Origin of the sequence: Streptomyces sp. NPDC007983, from assembly GCF_042958345.1 — a bacterium.
In the GTDB taxonomy this organism is placed as follows: domain Bacteria; phylum Actinomycetota; class Actinomycetes; order Streptomycetales; family Streptomycetaceae; genus Streptomyces.
The window spans coordinates 398602-419437 of record NZ_JBIBJI010000008.1 but is presented as its reverse complement, the minus strand read 5'-3'; the positions used below and the strand labels follow the sequence as shown (position 1 = coordinate 419437).

23 protein-coding genes are annotated in these 20836 nt (G+C 71.0%); 20 read left to right on the top strand and 3 right to left on the bottom strand.

Going from position 1 to position 20836, the window contains the following annotated elements; genetic code table 11:
- Positions 1–177: 177 nt before the first annotated feature.
- The 10 genes from ACFZCY_RS26390 (at position 178) to ACFZCY_RS26345 (ending at position 13369) form a co-directional block, all read left to right on the top strand.
- Entirely contained in the window at positions 178–3555 is a 3378-nt protein-coding gene (locus tag ACFZCY_RS26390) for a pyruvate carboxylase (RefSeq protein WP_391178117.1), read from the top strand.
- Between the two features lie 155 nt (positions 3556–3710).
- Positions 3711–4742 (top strand): substrate-binding domain-containing protein, encoded by a 1032-nt coding sequence (locus ACFZCY_RS26385; RefSeq protein WP_391178114.1) that lies wholly within the window; start codon positions 3711–3713, stop codon positions 4740–4742.
- Positions 4739–5737, top strand: a complete 999-nt coding sequence (locus tag ACFZCY_RS26380; protein WP_391178110.1) for an NAD(P)-dependent oxidoreductase — start codon at positions 4739–4741, stop codon at positions 5735–5737. Before ACFZCY_RS26385 ends, ACFZCY_RS26380 begins: the two co-directional genes overlap by 4 nt.
- Entirely contained in the window at positions 5734–6966 is a 1233-nt protein-coding gene (gene manD, locus ACFZCY_RS26375; protein ID WP_391178106.1) for a D-mannonate dehydratase ManD, read from the top strand. The genes ACFZCY_RS26380 and manD overlap by 4 nt, the downstream gene beginning before the upstream one ends.
- A gap of 11 nt (positions 6967–6977) precedes the next feature.
- Positions 6978–8510 carry a mannitol dehydrogenase family protein gene (locus ACFZCY_RS26370; RefSeq protein WP_391178103.1) on the top strand — a complete coding sequence of 511 codons (1533 nt, stop codon included), beginning with the start codon at positions 6978–6980 and terminating at the stop codon, positions 8508–8510.
- 109 nt (positions 8511–8619) lie between these two features.
- Positions 8620–10005, top strand: coding sequence for an MFS transporter (locus ACFZCY_RS26365; protein ID WP_391178100.1), 1386 nt, complete (start codon positions 8620–8622; stop codon positions 10003–10005).
- Positions 10006–10209: 204 nt separating this feature from the next.
- Positions 10210–11250 (top strand): alcohol dehydrogenase catalytic domain-containing protein, encoded by a 1041-nt coding sequence (locus ACFZCY_RS26360; protein WP_391178096.1) that lies wholly within the window; start codon positions 10210–10212, stop codon positions 11248–11250.
- Positions 11251–11527: 277 nt separating this feature from the next.
- Positions 11528–12316 carry a hypothetical protein gene (locus ACFZCY_RS26355; protein WP_391178093.1) on the top strand — a complete coding sequence of 263 codons (789 nt, stop codon included), beginning with the start codon at positions 11528–11530 and terminating at the stop codon, positions 12314–12316.
- Between the two features lie 160 nt (positions 12317–12476).
- Positions 12477–12875, top strand: coding sequence for an SseB family protein (locus ACFZCY_RS26350; protein WP_391178090.1), 399 nt, complete (start codon positions 12477–12479; stop codon positions 12873–12875).
- A gap of 92 nt (positions 12876–12967) precedes the next feature.
- A complete protein-coding gene (locus ACFZCY_RS26345) occupies positions 12968–13369 on the top strand; it encodes an FhaA domain-containing protein (protein ID WP_391178087.1) in 402 nt (133 codons plus the stop codon).
- Between the two features lie 18 nt (positions 13370–13387).
- Here the strand turns inward: ACFZCY_RS26345 and ACFZCY_RS26340 are convergent, their stop codons facing one another.
- A complete protein-coding gene (locus ACFZCY_RS26340; RefSeq protein WP_391178084.1) occupies positions 13388–13822 on the bottom strand; it encodes an SRPBCC family protein in 435 nt (144 codons plus the stop codon).
- 181 nt (positions 13823–14003) lie between these two features.
- Between ACFZCY_RS26340 and ACFZCY_RS26335 the strand changes: the two genes are divergently transcribed.
- The gene (locus ACFZCY_RS26335) at positions 14004–14858 is read left to right on the top strand and encodes a DUF4142 domain-containing protein (protein ID WP_391178079.1); all 855 of its coding nucleotides are present in this window, start codon (positions 14004–14006) and stop codon (positions 14856–14858) included.
- 37 nt (positions 14859–14895) lie between these two features.
- Here ACFZCY_RS26335 and ACFZCY_RS26330 read toward each other — a convergent pair whose 3' ends face one another.
- Together ACFZCY_RS26330 and ACFZCY_RS26325 are read right to left on the bottom strand one after the other, a co-directional pair.
- Positions 14896–15114, bottom strand: coding sequence for a ferredoxin (locus ACFZCY_RS26330; RefSeq protein WP_039939993.1), 219 nt, complete (start codon positions 15112–15114; stop codon positions 14896–14898).
- 5 nt (positions 15115–15119) lie between these two features.
- Complete coding sequence (locus tag ACFZCY_RS26325; RefSeq protein WP_391178076.1) at positions 15120–16310, bottom strand: cytochrome P450; 1191 nt, start codon at positions 16308–16310, stop codon at positions 15120–15122.
- A gap of 150 nt (positions 16311–16460) precedes the next feature.
- Here ACFZCY_RS26325 and ACFZCY_RS26320 point away from each other — a divergent pair, with 150 nt between their 5' ends.
- The 9 genes from ACFZCY_RS26320 (at position 16461) to ACFZCY_RS26280 (ending at position 20800) form a co-directional block, all read left to right on the top strand.
- Entirely contained in the window at positions 16461–17087 is a 627-nt protein-coding gene (locus tag ACFZCY_RS26320) for a TetR family transcriptional regulator (RefSeq protein WP_391178058.1), read from the top strand.
- A 4-nt stretch (positions 17088–17091) separates the two neighbouring features.
- Entirely contained in the window at positions 17092–17400 is a 309-nt protein-coding gene (locus ACFZCY_RS26315) for a gas vesicle protein GvpO (protein ID WP_391178054.1), read from the top strand.
- Between the two features lie 210 nt (positions 17401–17610).
- Positions 17611–17991 (top strand): gas vesicle structural protein GvpA, encoded by a 381-nt coding sequence (locus ACFZCY_RS26310; protein ID WP_361484216.1) that lies wholly within the window; start codon positions 17611–17613, stop codon positions 17989–17991.
- 2 nt (positions 17992–17993) lie between these two features.
- The gene (locus ACFZCY_RS26305; protein WP_391178049.1) at positions 17994–18710 is read left to right on the top strand and encodes a GvpL/GvpF family gas vesicle protein; all 717 of its coding nucleotides are present in this window, start codon (positions 17994–17996) and stop codon (positions 18708–18710) included.
- A 13-nt stretch (positions 18711–18723) separates the two neighbouring features.
- Entirely contained in the window at positions 18724–18978 is a 255-nt protein-coding gene (locus ACFZCY_RS26300; RefSeq protein WP_391178047.1) for a gas vesicle protein GvpG, read from the top strand.
- A 2-nt stretch (positions 18979–18980) separates the two neighbouring features.
- Positions 18981–19376 carry a gas vesicle protein GvpJ gene (locus ACFZCY_RS26295; protein WP_391178044.1) on the top strand — a complete coding sequence of 132 codons (396 nt, stop codon included), beginning with the start codon at positions 18981–18983 and terminating at the stop codon, positions 19374–19376.
- On the top strand, positions 19373–20230 hold the full coding sequence (locus ACFZCY_RS26290; RefSeq protein ID WP_391178041.1) for a GvpL/GvpF family gas vesicle protein: 858 nt from the start codon (positions 19373–19375) through the stop codon (positions 20228–20230). The genes ACFZCY_RS26295 and ACFZCY_RS26290 overlap by 4 nt, the downstream gene beginning before the upstream one ends.
- Positions 20227–20436, top strand: a complete 210-nt coding sequence (locus ACFZCY_RS26285; protein ID WP_391178039.1) for a gas vesicle protein GvpJ — start codon at positions 20227–20229, stop codon at positions 20434–20436. Before ACFZCY_RS26290 ends, ACFZCY_RS26285 begins: the two co-directional genes overlap by 4 nt.
- A complete protein-coding gene (locus ACFZCY_RS26280; protein ID WP_391178324.1) occupies positions 20414–20800 on the top strand; it encodes a gas vesicle protein GvpK in 387 nt (128 codons plus the stop codon). Before ACFZCY_RS26285 ends, ACFZCY_RS26280 begins: the two co-directional genes overlap by 23 nt.
- Positions 20801–20836 lie beyond the last annotated feature (36 nt).

The window sequence follows — 20836 nt, the reverse complement described above, 5'->3', positions numbered from 1 at the left end:
TCCTCCTCGGAGCGGCCTGCGGACTTTCCGGGGAACGCCGTTCGGTCCCCCTGGGCACCATGCCCGAGGTGCGAACTGGATCACAAGGGTGCCCTCTGGCGTGCGGGGCAGCAGTAGTGTCGCGAGCAGGCTGTGTTCGTACCGGGCAGTAGGACGGGCAGTAGGAAGGGATGGGACATGTTCCGCAAGGTGCTGGTCGCCAACCGTGGAGAAATCGCCATTCGGGCGTTCCGGGCCGGCTATGAGCTGGGAGCGAGAACCGTCGCGGTGTTCCCCCACGAGGACCGCAACTCGCTGCACCGGCTCAAGGCCGATGAGGCGTATGAGATCGGTGAGCCGGGCCATCCCGTGCGGGCCTATCTGTCCGTCGAGGAGATCGTCGGCGCGGCGCGGCAGGCTGGTGCCGACGCCGTGTACCCCGGATACGGGTTCCTGTCCGAGAACCCCGACCTCGCACGGGCGTGCGAGGAGGCGGGGATCACCTTCGTCGGCCCGAGCGCGGAGATCCTGGAGCTGACCGGCAACAAGGCGCGGGCGGTGGCCGCGGCCCGGGCGGCGGGGGTGCCGGTGCTCGGCTCCTCGGAGCCCTCCTCGGATGTGGACGAGCTGGTGCGGGCGGCGGAGGAGCTGGGCTTCCCGGTGTTCGTCAAGGCCGTCGCGGGCGGTGGCGGGCGCGGAATGCGGCGGGTCGAGGAGCCCCGGCTGCTGCGCGAGTCGATCGAGGCGGCGGCCCGCGAGGCCGAGTCGGCGTTCGGGGACCCGACGGTCTTCCTGGAGAAGGCGGTCGTCGAGCCCCGCCATATCGAGGTGCAGATCCTCGCCGATGCCGACGGTAATGTCATGCACCTGTTCGAACGGGACTGTTCGGTGCAGCGCCGCCACCAGAAGGTCATCGAGATGGCGCCCGCACCCCACCTCGGCCCGGAGCTGCGGACACGGATCTGCGAGGACGCGGTGAAGTTCGCCCGGCAGATCGGCTACCGCAACGCGGGCACCGTGGAATTCCTGCTGGACCGCGACGGCAACCATGTCTTCATCGAGATGAACCCGCGGATCCAGGTCGAGCACACGGTGACCGAGGAGATCACCGATGTCGACCTCGTCCAGTCGCAGATGCGGATCGCGAGCGGGGAGACCCTGGCGGACCTCGGCCTGTCGCAGGACACCGTCTATCTGCGCGGCGCCGCCCTGCAGTGCCGGATCACCACCGAGGACCCGGCCAACGGCTTCCGCCCGGACATCGGCATGATCAGTGCCTACCGCTCCCCGGGCGGCTCGGGCATCCGACTCGACGGCGGCACCACCCACGCCGGCGCCGAGATCAGCGCACACTTCGACTCGATGCTGGTGAAGCTGACCTGCCGGGGCCGCGACTTCGGCCATGCCATCGGGCGGGCCCGGCGCGCGGTGGCCGAGTTCCGTATCCGCGGGGTGTCCACCAACGTTCCGTTCCTCCAGGCCGTGCTGGACGATCCGGACTTCCAGGCCGGGAGGGTCACCACCTCGTTCATCGAGCAGCGGCCGCATCTGCTGACCGCGCGCCACTCCGCCGACCGCGGCACCAAGCTGCTCACCTATCTCGCCGACATCACGGTCAACAAGCCGCACGGCCCGCGGCCCCAGCTGATCGACGCGGCCGGGAAGCTGCCGCCGGTGCCCGCCGGGGCGCCGCCCGCCGGGTCCAAGCAGACCCTCACCGAGCTGGGCCCGGAGGGGTTCGCGCGATGGCTGCGCGAATCGCCGCGGATCGGGGTCACCGACACCACCTTCCGCGACGCCCACCAGTCGCTGCTGGCCACCCGCGTACGCACCAAGGACCTCCTCGCCGTGGCCCCGGCGGTGGCGCACACCGTGCCGGAGCTGCTGTCGCTGGAGTGCTGGGGCGGCGCCACCTACGACGTGGCGCTGCGGTTCCTCGCCGAGGACCCCTGGGAGCGGCTGGCCGCGCTGCGCGAGGCGGTGCCCAACATCTGCCTCCAGATGCTGCTGCGCGGCCGCAACACCGTCGGGTACACCCCGTACCCGACCGAGGTGACGGACGCCTTCGTCCACGAGGCCACCGCCACCGGCATCGACATCTTCCGGATCTTCGACGCGCTCAACGACATCGGGCAGATGCGCCCCGCCATCGAGGCGGTACGGGACACCGGCACCGCGGTCGCCGAAGTGGCGCTGTGCTACACCAGCGACCTGTCCGATCCGTCGGAGAAGCTCTACACCCTGGACTACTATCTGCGGCTCGCCGAGCAGATCGTGGACGCGGGCGCGCATGTGCTGGCCATCAAGGACATGGCGGGGCTGCTGCGCGCCCCGGCCGCCGCGAAGCTGGTGTCCGCCCTGCGCCGGGAGTTCGACCTGCCGGTGCACATCCACACCCATGACACCGCCGGCGGCCAGCTCGCCACGTATCTGGCCGCGATCCAGGCCGGTGCGGACGCGGTGGACGGGGCGGTGGCGTCCATGGCGGGCACCACCTCGCAGCCCTCGCTGTCGGCGATCGTGGCCGCCACCGACCACTCCGAGCGGCCCACCGGCCTCGACCTGGAGGCGATCGGCGGGCTGGAGCCGTACTGGGAGAGCGTGCGCAAGGTCTACGCGCCGTTCGAGGCGGGCCTCGCCTCGCCGACCGGGCGCGTCTACCACCACGAGATCCCCGGCGGCCAGCTGTCCAACCTGCGCACCCAGGCCATCGCGCTCGGCCTCGGCGACCGCTTCGAGGACATCGAGGCGATGTACGCCGCCGCCGACCGCATGCTCGGCCACCTGGTCAAGGTCACCCCGTCCTCGAAGGTCGTCGGCGACCTCGCGCTGCACCTGGTGGGGGCCGGGGTGTCGCCGGAGGACTTCAAGGCCGAGCCCAACAAGTTCGACATCCCGGACTCGGTCATCGGCTTCCTGCGCGGCGAGCTGGGCAGCCCGCCCGGCGGCTGGCCGGAGCCCTTCCGCAGCAAGGCGCTGGAGGGCCGCGCGGAGGCCAAGCCGACGACGGAGGAGCTGTCCGCCGAGGACCGGCAGCAGCTCGCCGACGACCGCCGCGCCACCCTGAACCGACTGCTGTTCCCCGGTCCGACGAAGGAGTTCGAGACCCACCGGGAGACGTTCGGCGACACCAGCGTGCTGGACAGCAAGGACTTCTTCTACGGGATTCGCCCGGGGAAGGAGTACGCGGTGGACCTGGAGCCCGGGGTGCGGCTGCTCATCGAGCTGGAGGCCATCGGCGAGGCCGACGAGCGCGGCATGCGTACGGTGATGTCCACCCTGAACGGCCAACTGCGCCCGATCCAGGTCCGGGACACCTCGGCGGCCTCCGACATCCCGGCCACCGAGAAGGCCGACAAGGGCAACCCGGGCCATGTGGCCGCGCCGTTCGCCGGGGTGGTGACGCTGACCGTCGCCGAGGGCGATCAGGTCGAGGCGGGTGCCACCGTGGCGACCATCGAGGCGATGAAGATGGAGGCCACCATCGCCGCGCCGAAGTCCGGCCGGGTCTCCCGGGTGGCCATCAACGCCATCCAGCAGGTGGAGGGCGGTGACCTGCTGGTCGACCTCGGCTGACGGCCACGCCTCTCGGGCCCGGTCCGGTGCGCTTCGGCCCACCGGACCGGGGCCTTGCCAATATTTCGGCAAGCGTTGACAAGGTTGCCGGGCGGTGAACACCATGCACTATGTCGTTCACCCGCACCCCCTCCTCACACCGGTAGCGGGCCGCCATGGCCCCCACCCTCACCGACGTCGCCAAAAGCGCCAATGTGGCGCTCTCCACGGCCTCCCGGGCCTTCAGCAACCCGGACCGGCTCGGACCGCGAACCTTGCGCAAGGTCCTGACGGTTGCGCAAGAGCTGGGATACGAACCACCGGTGGCCCGTGCCACCGAGGCCCCCACCGGCGCGGAGACCGCCACCGTCGCCGTCGTCGTCCCCGACATCGCCAACCCGGTCTTCGGGTCGTTCGTGAAGGCCGCGCAGGGCGAGGGCTGGCGCCGCCGGCAGACCGTCGTCCTCGCCGACACCGATCTCGACCCGGGCCGTGAGCGCGAGGTGATCGCACACCTGAAGGGGCAGGTCGACGGCCTGATCGTGTGCTCGCCCCGGCTGGACGCGGACGAAGTCCTCGACCTGTGCGGACGGACACCCGTCGTCCTGGTCAACCGTGAGACGGCCGGCGCCGACTGCGTGATCGCCGATGCCGCCCACGGGCTGCGCCAGGCCGTGGATTACCTGGCCGCGCTCGGCCACCGGCGGATCGCCTATGTCCAGGGCATGCAGCGCTCCTGGTCCAACTCCCACCGGGTCGCGCTGATCCGCGCCGAGACCGAACGGGCCGGGCTGGAGCTGGAGTTGCTGGGCTGGCAGGCCGAGACGGCGGCCGGTGGGAAAGCCGCCGCGGCGAGTGTCATGGCATCGGGAGCGTCCGCCGTGATCGCGCACAACGACCTGATGGCCCTGGGCGTGATCTCCGGGGCGCGGGCGCTGGGGCTGAGCGTGCCCGAGCGGCTGAGCGTCGTCGGGGTCGACGACATCCCGTTCGCCGAAGTGGCGCAGCCGTCCCTGACCAGCATCGCGGTGCCGATGGCCCGGGCCGGTGCGCTCGGCCACGAGCTGCTGGGACAGATCCTCGGCGGCGAACGGCAGACCCCGCGCACCCTGCGGCTGCCCACCCAGCTCATCGTGCGCGGGTCCACCGGCCCGGCGCACTCCGTCCCGGAGAGGGCCGCGGTGGCGGCGGGGAAGGAGACCCCATGACGGCCGAGCCGCTGACCGTGGTGGTCGCCGACGCCAATCTGCGTCCGCTGCGCGACGAGTTCGAGGCCGCCCTTCCGGCGGGCACGGTCACCCACTGGCCCGACCCCCGGGACGCGGAGGCGGTCGAGGCCGCGGTGGGCCACGCGGACGTGCTGGTGGCGGGGCAGTGCACCGCCCGGACGGCCTCGCTCGCCACCCGGCTCCGGCTGGTCCACACGGCCGGTGCGGGGACGGACAAGATCGACCTGACCGCGCTGCCGCCCGGCACCCAGGTGGCCAACACCTTCCACCACGAGGACTCGATCGCCGAGTACGCCGTATCGTCCGCGATCCTGCTGCGCCGTGGCTTTCTGCGCCAGCACCGGGCGCTGCGCCGCGCGGTGTGGGACTCCCCCGCACACGATCCGCGCTCCCCCTGGATGGACTCGCTGTCCGCGGCCACCGTCGGCTTCGTCGGCTTCGGCCACATCGGCGCCCGCTGCTGGCAGCGGTTCCGGGCATTCGGCGCACGCGGGGTGGCGGTCACCCGGCGCGGCGAGGTGGACGCGGCGGCCGAGGGGCTGGTGTGGGCCGGGCCCAACGACGACCTCGGCGCGCTGCTGGACGCCTCCGACGTGGTCGTGGTGTCGGCACCGCTCACACCGGAGACCACCGGGCTCATCGGCGAGGCCGAACTGTCCCGGATGGGCCCGTCCTCGGTGCTGGTCCATGTCGGACGCGGGCCCGTCGTGGACGAGGACGCGCTGTACCGGGGCCTGTGCGCGCACACCATCGGGGCCGCGGCGCTCGACGTCTGGTATCGGTATCCGACGAGCGGACACACCGGCGCCCCGAGCAAGCATCCCTTCGAGACGCTGGACAACGTACTGATGACGCCCCATTCCTCCGGCCTCACCCGCCAGACCTTCATCGGCCGCGCCGCCGACATCGCCGCCAACATCGGCCGGCTGGCCGCGGGCGAGCCGCTGCACAACGTGGTGGCGGTGGCCCGATGAACGCGACGCCCCGACAGGACACCATCGCCACCGCCGAAGTGCTGGTGACCAGCCCCGGCCGTAACTTCGTCACGCTCAAGATCACCACCGCCGAAGGCCTCGTCGGCTGGGGCGATGCCACGCTCAACGGCCGTGAGCTGGCCGTGGCCTCGTATCTCCGGGACCATGTGGCGCCGCTGCTCATCGGCCGCGACCCGGCGCGGATCGAGGACACCTGGCAGTACCTCTACCGTGGGGTCTACTGGCGGCGCGGCCCGGTGACCATGACGTCCATCGGAGCGGTGGACATGGCGCTGTGGGACATCAAGGGCAAGACCACCGGCCAGCCCGTCTACCAGCTGCTGGGCGGCGCGGTCCGCGACCGGATCCTCACGTACACCCATGCCACCGGCTGGGACGTCCCGCAGCTGCTGGACTCGGTCGACGCCCGGCGCGCGGAGGGGTTCCGCGCGGTGCGGGCGCAGAGCGGTGTCCCCGGCCTGGACACGGTGTACGGGGTGAGCCGGAGCGGCCGGGGTTACGAACCGGCCGACCGGGGCGCGGCCCCGGTGGAGGAGGTGTGGGACACCGACGCCTACCTCCGGCACGCGCCGAAGGTCCTCGGCGCGGTGCGGGAGCATGTGGGGCCCGAGCTGAAAGTGCTGCACGATGTGCACCACCGCCTCACCCCCGGCCAGGCCGCCCGGCTCGGCCGCGCGCTGGAAGAGGTGGACCTGTTCTGGCTGGAGGACGTCACCCCCGCGGAGAACCAGCAGGTGCTGCGGCATGTGCGGCAGCACACCACCGTGCCGCTGGCGATCGGCGAGGTGTTCAACACCGTCTGGGAATGCCAGTCGCTGATCACCGAGCAGCTGATCGACTTCGTACGGACCTGTGTGAGCCACGCGGGCGGGATCAGCCATCTGCGGCGGATCGCGGCCCTCGCGGAGATCTGGCAGATACGGCTCGGCCCGCACGGCCCCTCGGACGTGTCCCCGGTGGCGCTGGCCGCGTCGCTGCACGTGGGCCTGGCCACACCGAACTTCGCCATCCAGGAGTACATGGGCTACGAGCCGGTCGTGCACGAGGTGTTCCGGCACGCGTGGTCCTACGCCGACGGACATCTGCACCCCGGCGACCGGCCCGGCCTCGGAGTCGAGGTGGACGAATCGCTCGCCGCCGGTTTCCCGTACGAACCCGCCTACCTGCCGGTCGCGCGACGACGCGACGGCTCGATGACGGATTGGTGAGGACTTCCCCCATGACCGGGACCCCCACGACCGCCCCGCCCACCGCCCCGGCGCGACTGCCGCGCCTGAACCGCACCACCACCGCCGCGTCCGTGCTCACCCCGGCGCGGCCGCCCGCCGAGACCGGCATCGTGCATCTGGGGCTCGGCAACTTCCACCGCGCCCATCAGGCCGTGCACACCGCCGCCGCGCTGGACCACACCGAGGGCCCCTGGGGCATTCTCGGGGTCGCCGGGCGCTCGGCCACGGTGGCCCGGGCGCTGCGCGAGCAGCAACTGCGCTACGCGGTGGTGGAGATCTCCCCCTCCGGCACCGGGGTCACCGTGCCCGCGGTGCACACCGGGGCGCTGGTGGCCGCGGAGCAGCCGGACGAGGTCCTGGACGCGCTGGCGGCGCCCGGCACCGCCATCGTCACCCTCACGGTCACCGAACACGGCTACACCTTCTCCCCGCGCACCCACGGACTCGACCTGGACTCCCCCGCGGTACGGGCCGATCTGCGCGGTGACGCCCCGCCCCGGACCACCATCGGGCGGATCGTGCGCGGGCTGCAGCGCCGCGTACGCACCCATGCCCGGCCACTGACGGTGCTCAGCTGCGACAACCTGGTGGGCAACGGCTCCCAGACGCGGCGGCTGGTGCACGAGTTCACCGAGGCGCTTCCGGCGGCGGAGCGCGAGGAGCTGCTGCCGTGGCTGACGCGTGCGGTGACGTTCCCCAGCTCCATGGTCGACCGGATCGTGCCCGCCACCACCGAGGTGTATCGCGCGGCGGTCGCCGACCGCCTCGGGGTGCGCGACGCCGTCCCCGTGCCGGCCGAACCGTTCTCCATGTGGGTCATGGAGGACCGCTTCGCCGCGGGCCGCCCGCGCTGGGAACACGGCGGGGCCCTGTTCACCGACGATGTGGAACCGTACGAGCTGCTGAAGCTGCGGCTGCTCAACGGCACCCATTCGCTCATCGCCTATCTCGGCGCGCTGGACGGGCGGGAGACCATCCCTGACGCCATCGCCCGGCCGTTCATCGCCGAGGCCGCGCGCCATGTGCTCCACGACGACTATCTGCCGAGCCTCACCGTGCCCGCCGACATCCAACTGGAGGACTACATACGGCAGTTGTTCGACCGCTGGGCCAACACCGCGCTGGGCCACCGCACCCGGCAGGTCGGCTCGGACGGCTCGGTCAAGCTCCGCCAGCGGGTGCCGGAGCCCGCCCTGCTCCATCTGCGGGCCGGGAGGATGCCCCACCACCTGGCGCTGACCGTGGCCGCCTATCTGTGCTGTGTGGCGCCGCCGTCCGGCTTCTCCCCCGGGCCCCAGGCGGCCGCGATGGCCGACCCGGCCCGCGAACCGCTCGCCGGCCTCGCCCGGCGGGCACCCGCCGCGCCGCGTACCGCGTTCGTCGAGGCCGTCCTGGAGAGCGGGCTGCTCGGCGACGGCCTGACGGACCACCCGGCCTTCACCGCCCGGATCGCCGAACTCATCGACATCATCGTCCGGCACGGCCCCGGCGCGGCGGCGGCCGACGCCTGCGGCCCCCGATAAGAGCCCCGTCCCATCCCCCCTCCCCGCCCTTTCCTTCCCTCCCGCCACTCCCCTGCTTCGCCCTGCCCGATTCCGCTCCGGAACCGATCCGTTCAAGGAGGCATGGATCATGGAGAGCAACACCACCACTCCCCCGCCACCCGCCACCGCCCCGCCCGGCGAGCCGCCTGCCGACCCCCGGGCGGTACGCCGCGCGGCCTGGGCCGGTCTGGTCGGCACCGCGCTCGAACAGTACGACTTCGTCATCTACGGCACCGCATCGGCGCTGATCTTCAGCGATCTGTTCTTCCCCAACGTGTCGGCATCGGTGGGCATTCTCGCCAGCTTCAGCACCTATGCGGTCGGCTTCGCCGCCCGGCCGCTCGGCGGGCTCTTCTTCTCCCGTTTCGGGGACCGCCTCGGCCGCAAGTGGGTGCTGATCGCGACCCTGCTGCTGATGGGCGGCTCCACCCTCGCCATCGGTCTGCTCCCGACGTACGGGGCGGTGGGCATCCTCGCCCCGATCCTGCTGCTGATCTGCCGCATGGCGCAGGGCTTCGGCGCGGGCGCCGAGCAGGCCGGAGGCGCCACCTTGCTCACCGAGACGGCCGCGCCGGGGCGGCGCGGCAGGCTGTCCTCCCTGGTCATGACGGGGGCGGCGCTCGGTACCGCGCTGGGCGCGGTGGCCTGGATGCTCGCCCAGCGACTGCCCGAAGACGCCCTGATGTCCTGGGGCTGGCGACTGGTCTTCGTCAGCAGCCTCCTGGTGACCGTGGCCGCCATGATCATGCGCCGCAAGCTGAACGAGAGCCCGGTCTTCCAGGAGCTGAAGGCACAGCACGAACGGCCCGCCTCACCGGTCAAGGAGGTCTTCCGGCACGGCCGCAAGCCGCTGCTCCTGGTGATCCTGATGAACTTCGGGGTCAGCACCCAGTCGTACACCTACCAGGTGTTCATGGCGTCCTACCTGGTCTCCAGCGTGGGCGTCGACAAGGACTTCGTGCCCGAGGTGCTGCTGCTCGGCTCGCTGTGCGGCGGCGTGGCGGCCATCGCGTTCGGCGCCCTCTCGGACCGTCTGGGACGGCGTCCGGTGTGCTCGCTGATCCTCACCGCCATGGTGCTGCTGCCCGCCCCGACGTTCATCGCGCTGAACTCCGGCTCGGAGGTGGCCATCGCGGTGGCGATCGCGGTCGGTTTCATCCTGGCCTGCCAGGGCCTGGTCGGCGTGCACATGAGCTACTTCCCCGAGCTGTTCGGAAACCGCTACCGCTACGCCGGGGTCGCCCTGGGCCGGGAGTTCTCCTCGGTGATCGGCGGTGGTGTCGCACCGCTGATCTGCAGCGCGCTGCTCACCGCGTTCACCGGCTCCTGGATACCGGTCGCGGTCTACATGACGGTGGTCGCGGCGGTGAGTCTCATCACGACCCGGATGACTCCGGAAACCCTGAACCGCGATCTGAACGCCGCGGTCGACGCCACCGATCCGATGGACACGAGTCCGCGCCAAGCCGTGTGACCGGGGGCGTTTCCCCGCGTATGGGGCGGGTCGCCGGCGCCACCGGCGGCCCGCACGGGGCCTGTCTCCCCCACTAGCCACCATCCTCGCAGGTTGATCCATTTTTGGCCACTCCTGCCTCACCTTGGCACCCTTGCCATCGTGTTCGGCCATGGATTCAAAGGCAGCCGGACACGGAACCACCTGCAAGGAGTGAATCGCCATATGAGTACCGTTGCCGCCTACGCCGCACCTGCCGCCAAGGCCCCGCTGGAGCGCACCTCGATCGAGCGCCGCCCGGCCGGCGAGTTCGACGTGGTGATCGACATCAAGTACTCGGGCATCTGCCACTCGGACATCCACCAGGTCCGCGAGGGCTGGAGCGAGGTGCCGTTCCCGCTGGTGCCGGGTCATGAGATCGCCGGTGTCGTCACCGAGGTCGGATCCGGTGTCACCAAGTACGCCGTCGGCGACCGGGTCGGCGTCGGCTGCTTCGTGGACTCCTGCCGGGCTTGCGAGAACTGCCGCAAGGGCCTGGAGCAGTACTGCGCCGAGGGCCACACCGCCACGTACGCCGCCACCGACAAGTACGGCGAGACCACCTACGGCGGCTACTCCACCGGCATCGTCGTCGACGAGAACTACGTCGTGCGCATCCCGGACGCCCTGCCGCTGGACGTAGCCGCCCCGCTGCTGTGCGCGGGCATCACCACGTACTCCCCGCTGCGCCACTGGAAGACCGGGCCGGGCAGCAAGGTCGCCGTCCTCGGCATGGGCGGCCTCGGCCACGTGGCCGTCAAGCTCGCCCACGCGATGGGCGCGGAGGTCACCGTGCTCAGCCAGTCGCTGCGCAAGAAGGACGACGGGCTGCGGCTCGGCGCGGACCGCTACTACGCGACCAGCGACCCGCGCACCTTCGAGGAGCTGGCCGAGTCCTTCGACGTCATCCTGTCCACGGTGTCCGCGCCGCTGGACTTCGGCGCGTACCTGAAGCTGCTCAAGACGGACGGCGCGCTGGTGAACGTGGGTCTCCCGGAGGAGCCCATCTCGCTCAACCTCTTCTCGGTGGTCATGGGCCGCCGGACCCTCGCCGGTTCGTTCATCGGCGGCATCGCCGAGACGCAGGAGATGCTCGACTTCTGCGCCGAGCACGGGGTGGGCGCCGAGATCGAGACCATTCGCGCGGAGGAGATCAACACCGCGTTCGAGCGGGTGCTCTCCAGCGATGTCCGCTACCGGTTCGTCATCGACGCCGCCACGATCTGACATCCGCTCAGTTCTCCGTGGACAGAGCGCACTTCCCTCCTCGGCGGCCGCTCCCCTCCCGGGAGCGGCCGCCGATCTCGTTTGAGCAGACATGGGATGAATAACCGTGTCGCGAGCCTTGACGGCCCCAATGGTCCAGTCCATCGTATGTACGCGCCACACCCGCGCATCCGCGCAGGATCAACTCTTTCCCAACCCCCGACCTCCTCCACAGGGACCCAACATGGCAGAAGACTCTGCTCCACGCGGTTTCAGTCGTCGGACGTTACTCGGCTCCATGACCGCCACGGCCGTCGGTGTGCCCCTCCTCGGGCAGCTGACGTCGGGCGCCTCCCCGGCCGCCGCGGCCGCCCTGGCGCCGCAACTGGTCTGGAACCCCAGCCCGTCCGGCGTCGGACTCAAGGCCTTCGAGGGCATCGAGGCCGACCGCGGCAATGAGCACCCCGACCGGGACTATGTCGTGGTCGAAGGCGGCGACCACTACCGCTTCAACATCTGGAAGGACGACCGGGACACCACCGGCGGCGGCGACCGCCAGCGCACCGAGTCCAAGGGCATGGTGCAGGACGGTACGACGCTGAAGATGCGGGACGGGGAGACCTGGACCCTCTCGTACGAGATGTACATGCCGTCCTCGCTGCACGGCACCAGCAAGTTCACGCACATCTTCCAGACGAAGACACCGGTCGACAACGGCGGCCCGTACATCACGCTGGACCTCGGCCGCAGCGGCAGCAAGGAGACGCTGCGGGCCCGGGCCTACGCCAACTCCGGCTCACCGGACATTGCCTCGACCGACCTCTCGCCGCTGCGCAACAAGTGGATCACCATCGAGTGGAAGCTGACCATCGGGTCCAGCGGAAAGGCCACGTTCACGGCCCGGAACGGCACCGGTTCCGGCGCCCCGGTCGCGGTGCAGGGCAGCATGTCGAACGTGAAGATGCCGGACCAGGGCGACTACCAGCGGCCCAAGTGGGGCATCTACCGGTCGGTCGAGAGCGCGTCCTCCGACATCCTCGACACCTATCTGCTCTTCCGGAACTACAAGGCGTACCGCGGCACCTGACCTGCGCCTGAGCAGTCCCCTCGGCGGCAGCCGGGCAGAAAACGAAAACACTCCGCCATGGGATGTGTGAGCGCCGCACAACCGGGTATTCGAGCCAGCCGTGGCCAGGAAGCCCGCTCCCGGGCACGGCCACTCGCATATCCCGATCTTGGACGGAATCATGACTGCTCTTCCCGATGACAACGCCGTTACCGCCACCCAGCACGCCCTCGGCGAGCTGGCCGCGGACCGTGCGGACGAGTCCGCGCTGAACACTCTCGCCGACAGCGAGGTGCTGCTTCCCGCCGCCGAGAGTGCCGAAAACACCGATCCGCAGGCGGTGACCCTGCCGGTGTTCCAGCAGGAGGACGGCGCCCAGTTGGTGCCGGTCTTCACCACTCCGGAGCGCATGCACCAGGCGCTGCCGCAGATCGAGCGTTACCACCAGGTGCCGCTGGGGGCGCTGGCTCAGGGCTGGCCCTCCGAGGAGCTTTCGCTGACCATCGACGCGGGCGCCCCGGAAGCCGTCACGCTGACGGCCACCGGAGTCAAGACGCTGCTCAGCCGCGCCGCCGGCTGAGCACGTCCCCCCATGTTCACCCAGGGCGCGGATGTATGTGCCGACCGTAGTCGCGCACATACATCCGCTGCTTTTTGGGCACCCGCGTGCGCATGGACACGCTGACCCGCATCGAACGAGCGATAGAGCGCTTCGAGGACGCACTGCTCTCCAAGATGTTCCCCAGCGAGCCGGTGGAACTGCTCGGCGCCTTGCGACAGGAATGCGACAGCCAGGCGGTGGTGTGCAGTTCCAGTCGGGTACTCGTGCCCAACGCCTACGATGTCGAACTGTCCGACGAGGTGTACGAGGAGCTGTCCCGGCACGGCAAGCAGGCGGGCCAGACGCTCACGGACAGCCTCATGCGGCATGCGGAGAAGCAGGGGTACGAGTGGGCGGGCCCGCTCACCGTCCACGTCACCAAGTCGAGCCGGGTGCCCAACGGGCGGTACCAGGTGGCCGCCACCCCACTGACCCACATCCACGCGGACGCCTTCGCCGACGGTCCCCAGTAGCCGGCCGGCCGCCGGGGGCTACTCCTCCAGCAGTCCGCGCAGCACCCGGCCGAAGACCAGTCGCCCGGCCCAGGCCGTCGGCGCGTCGAACACCCGCGGCAGCCGCGCGACCCGCGCCTCCTCCCGCCAGACCACCCGCGACCGCTGCCCGCTGGGCCATACCTCGATCTCGGCCCAGCCCAGCACCACCGAGCCGCGCTTCTCCAGCCTGCAGAGCCCCGGCCGTCCGCCGCCCGGTGGCTCCCAGCGCACCACCTCCATGGGGTCGTCGAACCCGGCCCGTCCCAGCCCGGTGCGTGCCACCACCACCGACCCGACCCGCGTCGGTCCCCCGGTCCGCACGGCGATTTCACTCAACGGCACGTGGGCGCCGTGCCGCTGCCACTGGGTCAGCCGCCGCCATGTCTCGTCGACGGGGTGGGGCGAGGAACGCTCGATCGTGAAGAGGGCCACAACGGGATCGTAGCGATCGCACAGGTCACGACGCGTCCACCCAAGAGCGGGTAAAAAACGGCAGGATGTTTGAGCGCCGGAAGTGAAGGATCCGTATGCATGGGTGTCAGCCATCGCCTGACATCAGCACGACGCGACAACGGCTCCGTACAACGACAAGCGGTCCCCGCCAGGAGGCTCCATGCGATCACGGTACTTTGTGACAGGCACCTCACTGCTCATCGGCTCGGTAGTGGTCACCCTCGCCGTGATCGTCTCCCCCGTGATGACCGGGTTGACGCAGGAATCCGCCACGAACCTCTCGAAGATGACGAACAACCAGTTCGGGCCGCTCAGCGGGGCCGACAAGGACTTCGTGGTCAAGGTGCGGCTGGCCGGGCTGTGGGAGTACCCGGCCGGGAAGATCGGACTCCAGAAGGGGACGACGGAGCAGGTCAAGACCGCCGGTAAGCACCTGCTGGACGGCCATCAGCTGCTGGACGCCATCAGCCGGGACGTCGCGCCCCAACTCGGCATCACCCTGCCCAACAAGCCCACACCGCAGCAGCAGGGCTTCCTGGACACGATGAACGCGAAGACGGGCAAGGACTTCGACACGTACTACGCGAACATCCTGCGCGTCACCCACGGCCAGATCTTCAGCTCCATCGCCAAGATCCGGCAGACCACCAAGAACTCGCTGGTGCGCAGGCTCGCGGTCCAGGCCAACAACACCGTGCTCGACCACATCACCCAGATGGAGAAGACGGGGATGGTCAACTTCGACTCCGCCGTCTCGCAGATCACCACCACCCCGACCCAGGGCCCGGAGTTCACCACGCCGCCCAAGCCCGCCCCGGGCGAGCCCACGTTCATCGTCGGCACGTCCAAGCCCACGCCGCCGCCCAACTCCGTCAGCACGGCGGACAACGGGGGCGAGCAGACCCTCGACCCGAACGTGGTGAACGGTGCCGGGCTGGGGGCGGGAGCGGCGAGCGGGGCCGGCGGGATCACCACTCCGCCCGCCGTGTCCTCCGCGCCGCCGGCCGTTCCGTAATCGGCACCGGCCGGTCGGGGCCGGTCGCGGACACTGGTCAGGGACGCGGCCCGACCACCGTCGCACCCCCGTCGACGATGGTGATGGCCATGGCCGGACAGGAGTCCGCCACGTCCAGCACCCGCTCCTCCTCCGGCACCTCCTCGCTCAGCGGACGCGCCCGCTCGTCGTCAAGGACGAACAGATCGGGCGCGATCCCGGCGCACATGCCGGACGCCATGCACCGGCCACCGTCGACCTCGGCCTTCCAGGTCATGCGGCTCACCACCCCACCGGCATGACACGCGGCCCCCGAACCAGCATCTGGTCCTTCCACACCACGTCCCCGGCCAGGTGCAGGTTCGGGAAACGGCCGACGAGGGCGCCGAGCGCCTCCTGCAGCTCCAGGCGGGCCAGCGGCGCGCCCAGGCAGTGGTGCACCCCGTGGCCGAAACCCAGGTGCTGGGTGGCGGGGCGGGCGACGTTCAGCCTGCCCGGTTCGTCGAAGCGCAGCGCGTCGCGGTTGGCCGAGCCGACGGCCACCAGGACGGGTTCCCCGGCCCGCACCAGGGTGCCGCCCACCTCGACGTCCTCGGTGGCGTAGCGGGCCTGGGAGGCGCCGACGCCGAGCGGGACGAACCGCATCAGCTCCTCGACGGTGCCCTTGATCAGCTCGGGCTCCTCGCGCAGCCGCCGCAGCTCATCGGGGTGGTCGAGCAGCGCCATCACGAAGTTGGGGATCTGGGTGGCCGTGGTCTCGTGCCCGGCGACGAGGATGCCGACGCACAGGTCGACGAGTTCCAGCTCGGAGAGCCGGTCACCCTGGTCCCGCGCCTCGATCAGGGACGTCATGATGTCGTCGCGCGGGGCCTCCCGGTGTTCCCGCACCAACCGGGCCATGTACGCGCGCAGTTCCTCGCGGTTGTGCTCCCACTCCTCCGCCGTCAGGGAGCTGGTGGACAGCGCGGCGTCGCTCCACACCCGGAACTTCGGCCGGTCCTCCTCCGGCACCCCCAGCAGCCGGCAGATGACGGCCACCGGGATGGGCAGGGCGTAGCGGTCCACGAGGTCGGCGGGTGGCCCGGCCGCTTCCAGCTCGTCCAGTAACTGGTGCGTCAACTCCCTTACGTACGGCCGGAGTTTCTCCACCTGGTGGACGGTGAACGCCTTGGCCACGAGGGTGCGCAGCCGGGTGTGGTCGGGCGGGTCCATGCTCAGGATGCCGCCGTCCATGCGTCCCTCGCCCTGCCGTGGCACGTCCCGGTTCAGGGCCTCCGCGCGGCTGAAGCGCCGGTCGCCGAGGACGAGCCGGGCGTCGGCGTACCGCGTGGCCAGCCAGGCGGGTTCGCCGTAGGGCAGGCGCACCTGGAGCAGTCCGGGGCGCTCGCGCGCTTCTTCGTAGGCCTCGGACAGCTCCAGACCCTCGTGGTGGTTGAAGGGATAGGCGACGGGTGTCGTCTCCGCTGTGGTCAACGTGACCTCCCTGGCGTAAGCACGTGCTTACAAAGCTAGGCCGGTCCCCTTGATACGGTCAACGGCGCCTATCGGCCGCTGTTCTGACTGCTCGACAGGTTGGTCGCGGCGGAGAGCGGTGGGGCGGACAGCCGACGACAGGAGTGGATGATGGGTGGAACCACACCGGAAGCACATCGGCGGGACGCGCAGGGCACGCGCCGGATGCTGCTGGAAGCGGCGTCGGCGCTGTTCGCCGAGCGGGGGTACGAACGGGCCACGGTACGCGACATCGCGGAGCGTGCCGGGGTGAACCAAGCGCTGCTGTTCCGCTACTTCGGCTCGAAGAAAGCCCTGTTCGGGGAGGTGGTGGCGCACGATGGCCAGGAACAGCTGCACACCACCCCGCCGGGAGAGCTGTTCGAGACCGCGCTGCGCGGGATGCTCGGACACGGTGACCGGGCCCGGGAGGACCGGGCGCTGGCCACTTTGCTGCGTTCCGTCGGCAGCGGCGACGAGATCGGCACCGCGGCGCGCGAGATAGGGGACGACTATGCCCGGGTGCTGGCCTCCCTGAGCGGCGCCGAGGACCGCGGGCTGCGCGCGGACCTGGCGCTTTCCTGGCTGCTGGGCATCGGCCTGATGCGGGTGGTCGTGGGCAAGGAATCGCTCGCCGAGGCCGATCCGGACGAGGTGTGCGCGCTCGTCATCGGCGCGCTCGCCACCTTGCTGGAGGATCTGCCGGTCACATGCTTTGGCGATCCGCACACCACACACGCCGCCGACTTGGCACGGTAGGACCATGACGAGCAATGATCCGGACACCCCGGAGACGAACGACCGGCCGCGCCGCGTTCCCGCGGCCCAGGCCATGCGTGGCGCGGCCCAGCAGCTCGGCGAGTTGCTGGGCATCGCGCCGGAGTCCGTCTCCGCGCTGCAGCCGACGGAGGACGGATGGCTGGCCGATGTGGAGGTGGTGGAGCTGGAGCGGGTGCCGGACACCATGACCATCATGGCCTCTTACCGGGTGACCCTCGATACCCAGGGCATGCTCCTGGGCTATGAACGGCTGCGCCGGTACGCACGCGGCCAGCTCGACCGCGGCCGCTAGCCCCGGCCCTTCCTTGTCCTGATCCATTCCCCTCGCGCCCCGCGCCGCCGAGTCCCGGTGGCGCGGGGCGCTCGTCGTCGTACGTCGCGGTCGCCGTATGTCGCGTCGGTGTACGTCACACATGTCTCACCCGCATCAAGAGTGAACACGGGTGTCGTCCCGCCCGTACAAGCCGACGGGCAGACCGAGCGAGCGAGAGGACGACCACACGTGACCGTCATGACGCAGACCGGCGGACTACCAGCCACACCTTCGACCGGTTCAGGGACCGGAAGCCTCTTCGACATTCTCGAACTCATTCTGGACCGCGGCCTGGTCATCGACGTCTTCATCCGGGTCTCCCTCGTGGGCATCGAGATCCTGAAGATCGACATACGGATCGTGATCGCCAGCGTGGACACGTATCTGCGGTTCGCCGAGGCGTGCAACCGCCTCGACCTGGAATCCGGCCGCAAGGCCCCGGACAAGCTCAGCGACATCGTCGGCACCATCGTCGAGGGCGGCGCCCGGGGCAAGACCGAGGGCGCGCTGAGCGGCGCGATCGACGCCATCGGCAATGTCTTCGGCGGCGACGACGACAAGGACAAGTGACCGTGCATCTCTATCTCTACGCGATCACCCGCTCCGACCATCCGCTGCGGCTGGAGGAGCTGCACGCGGTGGGCGGCGTGCCCGCCGCGCCACGCGCGGTGACCAGCGGTCCGCTGGCGGGCGTGGTGAGCCCGGCGCCGGAGACCCTGCGCCCCAAGCGCCGCGACCTCGCCGCCCATCAGGCGGTCCAGGAGCGGCTGATGGCGGACGGGGCGGTGCTGCCGATGCGGTTCGGGCTGCTCGCCCCCGACGAGGCCGCGGTCAGGTCGGCGCTGGACGCCAAGCGCACCGAGTACGTCCGGGGCCTCGATGAGCTGGACGCCACCGCGGAGTTCAACCTGAAGGCAGCGCGCTCCCAGGACGACCTGCTGCGGGAGGTGCTGACCGAGTCCGACGACGCCCGCCGCCTCAACGAGCGCACCCGCGACGGCCGGGGTTCGTACGAGGACCGGGTGGCCCTCGGCGAGCTGGTCGCCCGGCAGCTGGGGGTACGGCAGCAAAGACTCGCCGAGCAGGTCGTCGGCCGGCTGGCGGGGATGGCCCGCGGCAAGGTGGTGTCGTCCCCGGCCGGGGACGACTTCCTCAACGTCTCGTTCCTGGTGGAGCGGGGCCGCGCCGAGGAGTTCTCGCGGGCCGCGCGGCAGGTGGCACAGGGCTACGGGGACGGCTACGACTTCCGGCTGCGCGGCCCGCTGCCCCCGTACAGCTTCGTGGCCTGAGGGGCGGGGCGCCGTGGGACTGCTGACCGGGCTCCTCACCTTTCCGCTCGCGCCGGTGCGCGCGACCGCCTGGGTCGCCGAACAGGTCCTGGTGGCCGCCGAGCGCGAGTACTACGACCCGGCGCCGGTCCGGCGCGCCCTGACCGAACTGGAACAGGAACTGCTGGCCGGGCGGATCGACGAGGACGCGTACGACCGCCGCGAGAACGAGTTGCTGGACCGGCTGGAAGAGCTGGAACGGCGCGATACGCAGAGACGAGCCCCGTGACGATGACAGAACCGGTTGCGGGCAGGCTGGGCCCGCCGCGCCTGCCCGCCTCGTACGACCAGCAGGGCGCCCCGTCCCTCGCCGACATCCTGGAACGGGTGCTGGACAAGGGCGTGGTGATCGCGGGCGACATCCGGATCAACCTGCTCGACATCGAACTGCTCACCATCAAACTCCGGCTGCTCGTCGCCTCCGTCGACAAGGCGAAGGAGATGGGCATCGACTGGTGGGAGCACGATCCGTCGCTGTCCTCGCGCGCCCGGCCCCGGGCCGTGGACGACGAGGGGGCGGAACGGTCCCTCGGCGAGGAGAACGCACGGCTGCGCGCCGAGATCGCGGCGCTGCGGGCACAACCCCATGACCGGAGCGACAGGAGCGACAGGAGCGTGAACGGGTGACCGACATCGCACAGCACATGGTGTACGCCTACGCGGTGCTGCGCCCCACCCCCGAGGCCGCGCGGGCGGTCGCGGCGCTGCGCGGGGTGGCCGACGAGCAGGTGGGGCTCGTGGAGACCGGGGACCTGGCCGCGGCCGTCGGCCCGGTGCCGCCCGAGGAGTTCGGGGAGGGGCCGCTCACGGCGCGCCTGGAGGAGCTGCCCCGGCTCGAATCCCTGGCCCGGGGGCACCACGGGGTGGTGGCGGCGCTGGCCCCGCTGGGCGCCGTACTGCCGCTGCGGCTGGCCACCGTGTACCGGGACGAGGACCGGGTGCGGCAGACGCTCCAGGAGCGCCGGGACGAGTTCCTGCCGCTGCTGGAGCGGCTCACCGGGCGCGTCGAATGGGGCGTCAAGGTCTATACGACCGCGAGCGAGGAGACGGCGGGCGCGCCGGAGAGCGGTGCGGAGAGCGACGCGGGGGACGCCGGGCTCAGCCCGGGCCGGGCCTATCTCGCCGCCCGCCGCAGGCGTCGGCGCGGCGCCGAGGACGCCTGGCAGGCCGCGGTGCGGACGGCTTCGCGCATCGCCGACGAGGCCGGGGAGATCGCCGTGGAGCGGGTCGCCCACCGGCCGCAGCGCGGCGAGCTGGCCAGGGCGGGCGGCGGCGGGGGGACCGGGAACGACGGGGAGTACGGGGAGAACATCGCCAACGACGCGTATCTGGTGCCCGTCGACCGCGCCGAGGACTTCCGCGCCCGCGTCCTGGCCGCCGCCGAGGGCCGGCAGGGGGTGCGGGTCGAGGTGACCGGCCCGTGGGCGCCGTACTCCTTCGCCCTCCCGCCCGCACCGGCCGCCCAGCGGGAGACCGCATGAGCACCGCGCTGGACGAGGAGGACGCCCGGGCGCTCGCGGGCCGCGATGTCGCCCTGATCGACATCCTCGACCGGCTGCTCCAGGGCGGGGTCGTGCTGGCCGGGGACCTCGTGCTGTCCATCGCGGACGTCGATCTCGTACGGATCGACCTGCGCGCGGTCATCGCCCCCGTCGACGCCGCGCATCCGGCTCCGCCGCTTCTCTGACCGGAAAGGTTTCCCCCGTCGTATGTCAGCCACTCCCGACCGCGCCGTCCCCGACCGCGCCGCCCCCGGCCGTCCCGCCCAGCGTCTGCGCACCGATCCGGACTCGGTCGAACGCGATCTGGCCAAGCTCGTGCTGACCGTGGTCGAGCTGCTGCGTCAGCTGATGGAGCGCCAGGCGCTGCACCGGGTCGACAAGGGGGACCTGACCGAGGAGCAGGAGGAGCGGATCGGGATGACGCTGATGATCCTCCAGCGGCGCATGGAGGAGATGTGCGACCGGCACGGCCTGCGCATGGCGGACCTCAACCTCGACCTCGGCCCGCTGGGCACTCTGCTGTCCCCGGCGGGCGAGGCTCGCCGGTAGCCGTTGAGGGCGTATTTTACGCCCCTGACCAGCGCG

Bases quoted from the DNA above. Each gene is read 5' to 3' on its own strand.
- ACFZCY_RS26320 (WP_391178058.1), top strand. From the start codon at position 16,461: ATGGGTGGAACCACACCGGAAGCACATCGGCGGGACGCGCAGGGCACG.
- ACFZCY_RS26315 (WP_391178054.1), top strand. From the start codon at position 17,092: ATGACGAGCAATGATCCGGACACCCCGGAGACGAACGACCGGCCGCGC.
- ACFZCY_RS26345 (WP_391178087.1), top strand. From the start codon at position 12,968: ATGGACACGCTGACCCGCATCGAACGAGCGATAGAGCGCTTCGAGGAC.
- ACFZCY_RS26295 (WP_391178044.1), top strand. From the start codon at position 18,981: ATGACAGAACCGGTTGCGGGCAGGCTGGGCCCGCCGCGCCTGCCCGCC.
- ACFZCY_RS26335 (WP_391178079.1), top strand. From the start codon at position 14,004: ATGCGATCACGGTACTTTGTGACAGGCACCTCACTGCTCATCGGCTCG.
- ACFZCY_RS26330 (WP_039939993.1), bottom strand. From the start codon at position 15,114: ATGACCTGGAAGGCCGAGGTCGACGGTGGCCGGTGCATGGCGTCCGGC.
- ACFZCY_RS26380 (WP_391178110.1), top strand. From the start codon at position 4,739: ATGACGGCCGAGCCGCTGACCGTGGTGGTCGCCGACGCCAATCTGCGT.
- ACFZCY_RS26390 (WP_391178117.1), top strand. From the start codon at position 178: ATGTTCCGCAAGGTGCTGGTCGCCAACCGTGGAGAAATCGCCATTCGG.
- ACFZCY_RS26285 (WP_391178039.1), top strand. From the start codon at position 20,227: ATGAGCACCGCGCTGGACGAGGAGGACGCCCGGGCGCTCGCGGGCCGC.
- ACFZCY_RS26350 (WP_391178090.1), top strand. From the start codon at position 12,477: ATGACTGCTCTTCCCGATGACAACGCCGTTACCGCCACCCAGCACGCC.
- ACFZCY_RS26360 (WP_391178096.1), top strand. From the start codon at position 10,210: ATGAGTACCGTTGCCGCCTACGCCGCACCTGCCGCCAAGGCCCCGCTG.
- ACFZCY_RS26365 (WP_391178100.1), top strand. From the start codon at position 8,620: ATGGAGAGCAACACCACCACTCCCCCGCCACCCGCCACCGCCCCGCCC.
- ACFZCY_RS26355 (WP_391178093.1), top strand. From the start codon at position 11,528: ATGACCGCCACGGCCGTCGGTGTGCCCCTCCTCGGGCAGCTGACGTCG.
- ACFZCY_RS26370 (WP_391178103.1), top strand. From the start codon at position 6,978: ATGACCGGGACCCCCACGACCGCCCCGCCCACCGCCCCGGCGCGACTG.
- ACFZCY_RS26385 (WP_391178114.1), top strand. From the start codon at position 3,711: ATGGCCCCCACCCTCACCGACGTCGCCAAAAGCGCCAATGTGGCGCTC.
- manD (WP_391178106.1), top strand. From the start codon at position 5,734: ATGAACGCGACGCCCCGACAGGACACCATCGCCACCGCCGAAGTGCTG.